5 protein-coding genes are annotated in these 8987 nt (G+C 69.8%); 2 read left to right on the top strand and 3 right to left on the bottom strand.

Going from position 1 to position 8987, the window contains the following annotated elements:
- Window positions 1-454: 454 nt before the first annotated feature.
- From AB0B89_RS32630 to AB0B89_RS32620, 3 genes are all read right to left on the bottom strand, one after another.
- The gene (locus tag AB0B89_RS32630) at window positions 455-2203 is read right to left on the bottom strand and encodes a cholesterol oxidase substrate-binding domain-containing protein (protein WP_358560475.1); all 1749 of its coding nucleotides are present in this window, start codon (window positions 2201-2203) and stop codon (window positions 455-457) included.
- Window positions 2204-2383: 180 nt separating this feature from the next.
- Complete coding sequence (locus AB0B89_RS32625) at window positions 2384-3322, bottom strand: YegS/Rv2252/BmrU family lipid kinase (RefSeq protein ID WP_358560473.1); 939 nt, start codon at window positions 3320-3322, stop codon at window positions 2384-2386.
- Between the two features lie 156 nt (window positions 3323-3478).
- Entirely contained in the window at window positions 3479-6250 is a 2772-nt protein-coding gene (locus AB0B89_RS32620; protein ID WP_358560471.1) for an immune inhibitor A domain-containing protein, read from the bottom strand.
- A gap of 348 nt (window positions 6251-6598) precedes the next feature.
- Between AB0B89_RS32620 and AB0B89_RS32615 the strand changes: the two genes are divergently transcribed.
- Together AB0B89_RS32615 and AB0B89_RS32610 are read left to right on the top strand one after the other, a co-directional pair.
- Window positions 6599-7957: an FAD-linked oxidase C-terminal domain-containing protein gene (locus tag AB0B89_RS32615; RefSeq protein ID WP_358560470.1), complete on the top strand. Its 1359-nt coding sequence runs from the start codon at window positions 6599-6601 to the stop codon at window positions 7955-7957.
- 77 nt (window positions 7958-8034) lie between these two features.
- The coding region (locus tag AB0B89_RS32610; protein WP_358560468.1) for a serine/threonine-protein kinase at window positions 8035-8987 on the top strand (953 nt) is incomplete at its 3' end.

The raw sequence follows: 8987 nt of genomic DNA, 5'->3' as shown, positions 1-8987 counted from the left end.
AACGTGGAGGGGTCGGTACGGCCGACGCCGCGCGGCAGGTCGTCCATCGCCTGCAGTGCCCTGTCTGGCCGGCCTTCGATCATGGCGTTCTCAGGCTCCAGCAGCGCGACGGTCAACGGCCCGAACGCCTTCTGCCCGCCAAGGTCGTGCTCACAGCCGAGCCTGGCCCCTGCGGTCTTCGCGAGGCCGAGGTATTCGCCGGCCTCCTCGGGCCGGTTGTTGCGGATCGCCCCGGCGCAAGCTCAGGCTAGGCCGCAGGGCTCATTCATGCGAAAGCTTCGGCTGTTAAGGGCCCGTCCACTCCTTCGGGGGTGGGCAGGCCCTTTCGCCTTACTGACCGTTCGGTTGCTGCTAAACCCTTACGCCATGACGGTGAGCTGCAAGTCCTCGCTGATGCGGACGCGCCCCGCGTCGGCGACCCTGCGGCGGTCCGGTGGCCCCTTCGACGCCGGGGTCAGTCGAGCAGTGTGGCGAGGAACGTGTTGGAGAAGACCTTGTGGGGGTCCAGGGCGTTGAGGGTGGCCACGGCCGTGTCCCAGTTGTCGCCCGCGGGCTGCCCCGCCCGGTAGGCGTTGGGGATCGTGGTGTCGCGGATGGTGGCGTCGGCCCACGCGGCCGTGCCGGAGTAGCCCCAGCCCTTGGACCACTCGGGCCGTACGGCGGCGTAGGAGCCGGTGTAGTTGGACAGGATCCACTGCTCGGTCTCACGGTAGAACTGCTGCGAGTACGGCGTCCCGGGCACGGTGAGGATGTCGAGCCAGACCGCCACGTTCCAGTCGGTGTGGTCGGGCCGTGGCCGCAGCGCCGAGAGCTGCGGGGACACCGCCCCGGCGACCTGGGAGTCCGCCGGGTTGTCGAGCCCTGTGACGCGGATCTCCAGCGGGCCGTTCATGGGGTAGCGCCCCTGGTTCGCGTACGAGGTGATCGCGCCCTGGTAGTAGGCGTAGAACTCGCTGACCACCCGCTGGATGTTGCTCCTGTTGGTCAGGATGGCGTAGCCGTTGGCCGTGACCCGCAGCGTGGTCGGGCGCACGTACAGCATCAGGTTCTTCGACCAGCCCCAGATGTCCCACGTGCCGGTGAGGATGAGGCCGGAGCCGACGACCCCCATCTGCGTGTTCTCGAACGTCGGGGTGAGCGCGGCGTTGCCCGCGACGATCTGCGAGAGCAGGTCGGAGGCGTCCTCGGAGAGGAAGTCGGAGAAGGAGTAGTTGTAGGGGCTGTTGACCTGCCTGGAGAGCAGGGGCTTGCTTGGCGCCACGCTCCACACCTTCAACCAGGGCACGGTGGTGAAGGGGAACCAGATCGCCTCGACGCGCCCGGTCGAGTTCACGTAGCTCGCGAACGAGTCGGACCCCGCCGAGGCGGGCGGCGCGAACATCGTGTTGACGTTGATGTGGTAGAAGCTCTGGCACCTGAGCCGCTTGTTGGCCCCGACCCTCAGCGTGACCTCGGTGACGAACGTCCGGCCGAGGTTGACCAGCAGCGCGCCGATCGCCGGGTCGGACCGCTGGAAGGTCCTGACGGCGTACTGGCTCGTCGCCGGATCCCAGACGACGGCCTTGAGCTGCGTGACGAGGTTGCTGATCGAGCCGAAGGTGTGGCCTGGGGTGAGGGTCTCCCCCGTCTTCGGCACCGCCGTGCCGTGCGCGTCGATGGCGAGCACGCCGCCGAGCGACAGGTCGCCCGGCGCCGGGACGGCGGTCAGGCCGTAGCCCGCCCCCTCCAGGACGGTCAGCAGCGCCTCCATCGTGACGCCGGTCTGGGCGGTCACGCCGGCGGGCGAGCCGGAGTTCACCGTGACGGCGGTGAGGTGCTGAGTGGTGTCGACGAGCAGGGTGTCCCCCGGCGCGCCGGGCGGGATGACCAGGGGCGACCAGTTGTGCGACATGCCCCGGGCACGGATCTTCCAGCCGTTGGCCCTGGCCCAGTTCGCGAGGGTGACCACCTCCGCGGCCGACGCGGGGGCCGACGTCCAGACGCCGTCGATCTCGATCTCCCCCGACCAGTTCTCGTAGGTCTGCTGGTAGAGGGAGATCCCCGCCGGGTAGTTCGGCGGCGCCGCGAGGGTCGCGCCGCTCGCGGGGGTGAGGCGGGCGGCGGGCGTCCACTGGAGCGCGCTGAGCGCGGCGGCCCCGGCGGCGCCGCCGAGTAACGCCCGTCGCGTCAGACCGTGGCGGCCGGTGTCGTCACCGTATGCCATGAGATACCTCCGTTGATCACTGTCTTTCGGGCATGCGGCGGCCCGTGGCGACGATGGAGGAGATTCCGGGCAGTCCCGTGCGGCCGCACGGGGCCGGGGCCGTTCCCGGATGGCTTTTTATACGCCCGCGTAACATGGCGGTCAAGCAAATGCTTGTTTGTGTTAACGAGCGGGTGGGACTCAGGTGTCCAGGAAGCCCGGGGGCACCATGACGCGCAGCCCGTTGGGGATCGAGCGGATCGTCAGCGGCGTGCGCAGGCGCACCTCGCCGTCGACGTCGGCGGCCATCGAAGGCTCGGTCTCCAGCAGCATCTCGCTCCCGGTCACGAACGGGCCGCCCGCGAGGCTGCTCCACCGGCCGCTCGTGGCCCGCACCAGGGTCTCGGCGAGCAGCCTGAGCCGCTTGCCCGAGCCGAGCTGGTAGGCCACCAGGCGGCGGTTGTCGATGCTGATGTCGCGCGCGATCTGCCAGCCGCCGTGGTAACGCCCGTTGGCGATGTTGAGCTGGTGGGTGAGCAGCTCGTGACGCCGCCCGTCCACCGTGATGTAGGCGCGGAACGGCGCGTGCCCGGGCAGGATGGTCAGGGCGGTGAGGGGGTAGGCCGCGCGGCCGAGCGCCCGCTTGAGCCACGGCCTGACCTTGCCGGCCACCTCGACCGACACCCCGAAGCTCGCCAGGTTGGCGAACGGGCGGTCGCCGGCCATGCCGAGGTCGATGTCGGCGACCTTGCCCCGGCTGAACACCTTCACCGCCATGGCGAGGTCGAGCGGGAGGCCGAGGCTGCGGGCGAAGTTGTTGGTGGTGCCGAGCGGCAGCACGCCGAGGGCCACGTCGCGGTGGGCGACGTGCTTGACGGCCTCGCTCAGGCTGCCGTCGCCCCCGCCGACCACGAGCAGGTCGGGCTGGAGCTCCAGCGCCTCCTTGATGATCTCGGGAAGCCGGGAGGGGTCCATGACCGCGTAGGTGCGCAGCGGGTGGAACCCGTCGGCCTGGAGCAGCCGCAGAGCCTCGAAGTAGCGGTGGCGGCCCTTCCGGGAGCGCGTGTTGACCACCAGAGCCACCCTGCGCAGATCGCGGATCGCCTTGGTGTGTTCCGCCTTGCTCCGCAGCTCGCTCACCGATCACCCGTCCCGTAGATGGCTTCGGGAGACATGCTATTCAGTCGCGGGACGCGGGCGGGACGGGTATGGCGTCGCCGTAACCCGTCCCGCTTGGACCTATCGCCGGTTGTCTGTCCGGCTCAGTGCACGTCGCGTCCGGACGCTATCTCCGGCTCACTTCTTCGGCGCGGTCACCTGGGCGATGACACCCAGGTTGCCGGGAAGCGGTGCGATGAGCTTGATCTGCACGCCGAGCTGCTTGCCCTCGTCGCCGGGGTTGCCCGAGCCGAGGGTGAAGCCGTTGACGTCCTCGCCGTACAGGTCGGTCGCCGGCGTACCGTCGGCGTTGACGACCCGCAGGGAGTACGGCTGGTTGTCCTTGGAGGGGACGACCACGGAGGCGTCGCGGTTCCGGTAGTAGAGCCCGTCCGCACGGCTCTCCAGACCCGGGTACCAGGTCCTGGCGTCGGTGAACGCCGTGACCGGGTTCTGCGGCGCGAACTTCGTGCAGTACTCGGTGAACGGCGCGCCCTCGATGCACTCCTTGAAGGAGTACGTCTTGTTGAAGCCGAACGCCGCGTTGGACGACTGCGGGCGCGAGGGGATGTTCTTCAGCGCGCTCGTGTCGATCTCGGCCGCCTTGCCACTACGGCGCAGCGGGTCGAAGTGCGAGTCCACCAGGAGCAGCTGGCCCTTGGCGCCCGCCGAGGGCAGCGACCAGATGTTGGACGCCGCGTTGTTGTAGCCGAGCGAGGTGTCGCGCAGCCAGACGAGCATGCCAGGGGCGTTGTAGGCGACCTTCTCGACCTTCCAGGCGCCGTCACGGTTCCAGGTGGTGTCGTAGGTGTAGCTCAGGCCCTTGTCGAAGCCGTCCAGGTTGCGCCACTCGGCCAGGTAGTACTGGGCGCTCTTGAGCGTGCCGTTGTGCTGCTGCCAGCCGGTGCCCTTGGTGTCGGTGAAGGTGCCTCCGGCCGCGGTCCAGCCGGCGGTGCCGCCCTCGACGTCGTCGCTCCAGATGGTGCCGCCGCCGCTGGTGACCGAGAAGTCGTCGGCGAACCAGCCGCGCTCCACAGCCGCCGCGTCGGTGGCGTAGCGCAGGCGCAGCTTGATGTTCTTGCCCGCGAACGGGGCGAGGTCGGCGTAGAGGTGCTGCCAGCCGCCGGTGTCGCCGGTCAGGCCGTACTTCTTGTTGCCGTAGTCGCGCAGGCGCTTGTTCGGGTCGGCGTAGTCGTCCCCGGTGGAGACGAGCGTGCCGTCCGCGCCGTAGACCTTCTGCTCGGTCCAGGTCGTGCCACCGTCGGTCGAGACCTCGATGAACCCGAAGTCCCAGTCCTGCTCGATGGTGTAGTCGCTCCACAGCCAGAACTTGCTGTCGGCTCCGGCCGGGACCGCGATGTCGCGGGTCAGCTTGACGTCGGCCCAGTCCTGGTCGTTGCTCGACCACCACGCCTTGGCGCCGCTGTGCGGCGTCGAGAGCGTGACGTCCTTGTCGGGCAGGTTGACCCGGACGCCGTCCTCGGTCAGCTTGGGCGTCCGCGAGGCCTGGCCGACGGTCACCAGCTTGGTGCCGTCACCGGGGTTGATCACCTTCGGGTTCGCCCAGCCGAGCACCCACTTGTCCCACAGGCCCATGTGGATCGGCATCGACTGGAAGATCGGCCCAGAGTGCGAGCCGGTCGACATGAGGTCCCAGAACTCCACGTCGCTGTCACCGGCGCCGGTGGCGTCGTACAGGTCCGGGAGGCCGAGGTCGTGGCCGTACTCGTGGGCGAACACACCGACGCCCGAGTCCTCCGGCTGCACGATGTAGTTCGAGATCTTGATGTTGGTCCCGGGGACCGTGTAGCCGCCGGCGATCGCGCTGGAGTGGGCCCAGATGGCGAAGGTGCCCTGGGCGCCGCCGCCGCCGGACTTGTCCTTGCCCGCGTGGACGAGCACCAGGTGGTCCACCACGCCGTCGGGCTCGTTGTAGTTGCCGTCGCCGTCGGCGTCCGAGGTGTCCTCCTGGTCGTAGTCCGCCCAGGGGAAGTTCGGGTTGCTCTTGGCCAGCTCGTTCACCGCGTCGATGCCCATCTGGGCCGCGCCGCGGGGGTTGTCCGGGTGACCGGAGGTGTCCTGGATCGCGGCGTGGCAGGCGCCGGCGCCGTACCAGGCCTCGGAGTGCGGAACCTTGATCCAGCCGATCGCCTCCCCGCTGACGGTGTAGGCGCCCTTGGACATCTCCTCGTACATGTTCTGCATGGTGTAGCCGGCGATGTCGATGCCCGGCTTGCCGTCGCGAGGGTCCTTCAGGTCCGTGCGGACCCGCTTGGTGATGCCCTTGCTGGAGTAGAGCATGTCGTTGTAGAAGGCGTTGTTGAAGTCCGCCACCCACATCGAGTTGTTGTCCTTGCCGCCCCCTGCCGCCTGGGCGGGGTTCGGGATCTTGTTGTGCAGCGGCCCGTTGATCTTGGTGCCGGGCGGCTCGGTGATGCAGTCGTCCGCGTCGTCGGTGTTCTTCGGGTGGCTGAAGCCCGAGAAGTCGTCGTTCGCGTTCTCGTTGAACTCGACCAGCAGCGTGAGCAGCTTGGCCTTCTGCGTCGTCTTCGACTTCTTGTAAAGGAACTCGAAGGGGTTCTTGCCGGTACGGACGGCCGTGCGCTCGTGCTTGGCCAGTTCGCGTGCGGCGACCGGGTTGCCCTCGGCGTGCTTGTGATCGAACTCCTCGGCGGTGGGCGCGCCTCCGCGCCGATTGGCCGCCGCGATGTCCACCTTCTCCCCCGATTTGGGGGTGGTGTCGCTCTGGACCCTCGGGGGGGCGTAGTTGATGTAGTAATCACTCGCCGTGGGCTGATACCTGGCCACCGAGGTGTCCCCCGGTGCCGCGGCACCCGTGACCGCGAGGCCCGCCGCCGCCAGTCCCACCACTGGCAGCATCGCGGTGAGACGCCTGATTCTGCGTGACAACAGGGTTTCCTCCTCCGCCCGGGTTGTCCGGGCTCCACCCGGGGTCTCCGGGCGACGTCCAAGGCGCGCCGGGATGAACGCGCCGACCGTTGGAGATCTGTGGCGCTTCCCATGGAACGCCCCAGAATCGGCAAAGCGGACGTTAGAGGATCTAGTAAAGCAAAAGTAAAGCCGACCAAGGATGTTGCGAAATTGTCATCGTGGGAAGTACGGCGTCCAGGGCGTTTCCCGCGCCCGCGATCAGCGGTTTCCCACGGTTTTCCTGCTCAGGGATGACACGGCGGCGGCGCCTTTCCCCGGCCCACCCCGAGTCGGCAAGTCCGGGGCGCGGAACGTACAGTCGCAGGCGTGAACGCCGTCGATGAACTCGTGGACGCCCTTCCGGCCGGGAGGGTGCTGACCGATCCAGATGTGGCCGCCTCCTACGCCCGGGACCAGACGTTCCTCGAACCCGGCAAGCCCCTGTGCGCCGTCGCGGCGCAGACCCGTGACGACGTGGTCGCCACGATGCGCTGGGCCACCGAGCACCGGGTGCCGGTGGTGCCCCGGGGCGCGGGCACCGGGCTCGCGGGCGGCGCCACGGCCGTCGAGGGCTGCGTGATGCTGTCGCTGGCCCGCATGACCGCGATCCGCGAGCTGTCCCCCGCCGACGAGATCGCCGTGGTCGAGCCCGGCGTGATCACCGCCGACCTCGACCGCGCCGCCCGCGCGCACGGCCTGATGTACCCGCCCGACCCGTCCTCGTACGAGATCTCCACCATCGGCGGCAACCTCGCCACCAACGCGGGCGGGCTGCGCTGCGTGAAGTACGGCGTCACCCGCGACTCCACGCTCGGCCTTGAGGTCGTGCTGGCCGACGGGCGCGTCCTTTCCACCGGCCGCCGCACGATGAAGGGCGTGACCGGATACGACCTCACCGGGCTCTTCGTGGGCTCCGAGGGCACCCTCGGCGTCATCACCGCGGCGACGATGCGGCTGCGCCGGGCTCCCGCCGTGCCGCCGGTCACGATCGCCGCCGAGTTCCCGTCGCTGCGCGCCGCCGGGGACGCGGTGGCCGCGATCGTCGCGGCGGGCTGCCAGCCCTCCCTGCTGGAGCTGATGGACCGCAACACCCTCAAGGCCATCGACGACTGGAAGAACATCGGCCTCGAAGCCGGCGTCCAGGCCATGCTCATCGCGCAGTCGGAGGGCGACCCGCCGGGGAGCGCCGACGTGATGGCCCGGTTCTGCGAGGAGAACGGCGCGAGCTTCGTCGCGGTGTCCTCGACCCCGGAGGAGACCGACGAGCTGATCGGCGTGCGCCGGCTGGCCTACACCGCCAAGGAACGGCTGGGCGCGTGCCTGGTGGAGGACGTCTGCGTCCCCCGCTCGGTGCTCCCGGACATGATCTCCACCATCGAGGAGGTCGCCGTCCGCCACGGCGCCATGATCTGCACGGTCGCGCACGCCGGGGACGGCAACCTGCACCCGGTCTTCATCTTCGACCGGGGGCTCCCCGAGCCCCCGGCGAACGTCTGGGCGGCGGCCGACGAGATCTTCCGCGCCGCGCTCGACCTCGGAGGCACGCTGACCGGCGAGCACGGCGTCGGGCTGCTCAAGCGCCGCTGGCTCGGCCTTGAGAGCGGCCCGGTGGTGAACGACGTCCAGCAGGGGATCAAGCGGGTCTTCGACCCTCTCGGCATCCTCAATCCCGGCAAGGCCATCTGACACCCGCCGTACCGCCATTCCCACTGGTAGCGTTCTTGGCCAACAAGCAGTGACAAATCGGGCTTTCGGGGGTCGGGGTGACACAGGGGCTCACGGGTGAGGACCCGCGCCGCCTCGGCGCGTTCGAGATCCTCGCGCGCCTCGGCGAGGGCGCCCAGGGCGTGGTCTACCTCGGCCGGTCGTCCACGGGCGAGCAGGTGGCGATCAAGCTGCTGCACGCCCGGCTCTCCGCCGACGCCGACGCCCGTGCCCGGTTCCTCCGCGAGGTGTCGGTCGCGCGGAGGGTCGCGAGGTTCTGTACCGCCTCCGTCCTGCACGCCGACCTCGCCGGCAACCAGCCCTACATCGTCAGCGAGTACGTCCCCGGCCCGTCCCTGCGCCAGCTCGTGGACCGTGAGGGACCGCGCCGGGGCGCCGCGCTCGACCGCCTCGCGGTCAGCACGGCCACCGCGCTCGCCGCGATCCACGGGGCGGGCGTCCTGCACCGCGACTTCAAGCCCGCCAACGTGCTGATGGGTCCCGAAGGGCCGGTCGTCATCGACTTCGGCATCGCCAGGGCGCTGGACACGCCGGGCGCGACCGCCACGGGAGACACTCTCGGCACCCCGTCGTACCTGGCGCCCGAGCAGCTCGGCGGCGTGGCGGTGACCCCGGCGGTCGACGTGTTCGCGTGGGGCGTCACGATGGTCTTCGCGGCCACAGGGCGGCCGGCCTTCGGCGCGGACTCCATACCGGCGGTCATCAACCGCATCCTCAACGAGCAGCCCGACCTGACGGCCCTGGACCCGGCGCTGCGCGACCTCGTGGCCGCGTGCCTGTCGAAGGACCCCTCCCGCCGCCCTTCGGCGCAGGCCATGGTCTCCCACCTGATGGGCCGGCCCGTCGCCCAGGCGAGGCAGGAGACCCAGCTCGCTCCCGGCGCGCGTCAGGACGCCGGGCGCGGCGCCAGGGCCGGCGGGTCATCGACCACATTTGCTGACGAATCCACAGATTTTCCCCACAGCAAACCGCCCCTTGTGCGGACACCGCC

This window comes from Sphaerisporangium sp. NPDC049002 (assembly GCF_040649355.1).
GTDB lineage: Bacteria > Actinomycetota > Actinomycetes > Streptosporangiales > Streptosporangiaceae > Sphaerisporangium.
The sequence above is the reverse complement of the archived record's forward strand: the minus strand, read 5'-3'. Positions and strand labels throughout refer to the sequence as shown.

Excerpts from the sequence above, each read along its gene's own strand:
- AB0B89_RS32630 (WP_358560475.1), bottom strand. The coding sequence starts at position 2,203 with ATGGCATACGGTGACGACACCGGCCGCCACGGTCTGACGCGACGGGCG.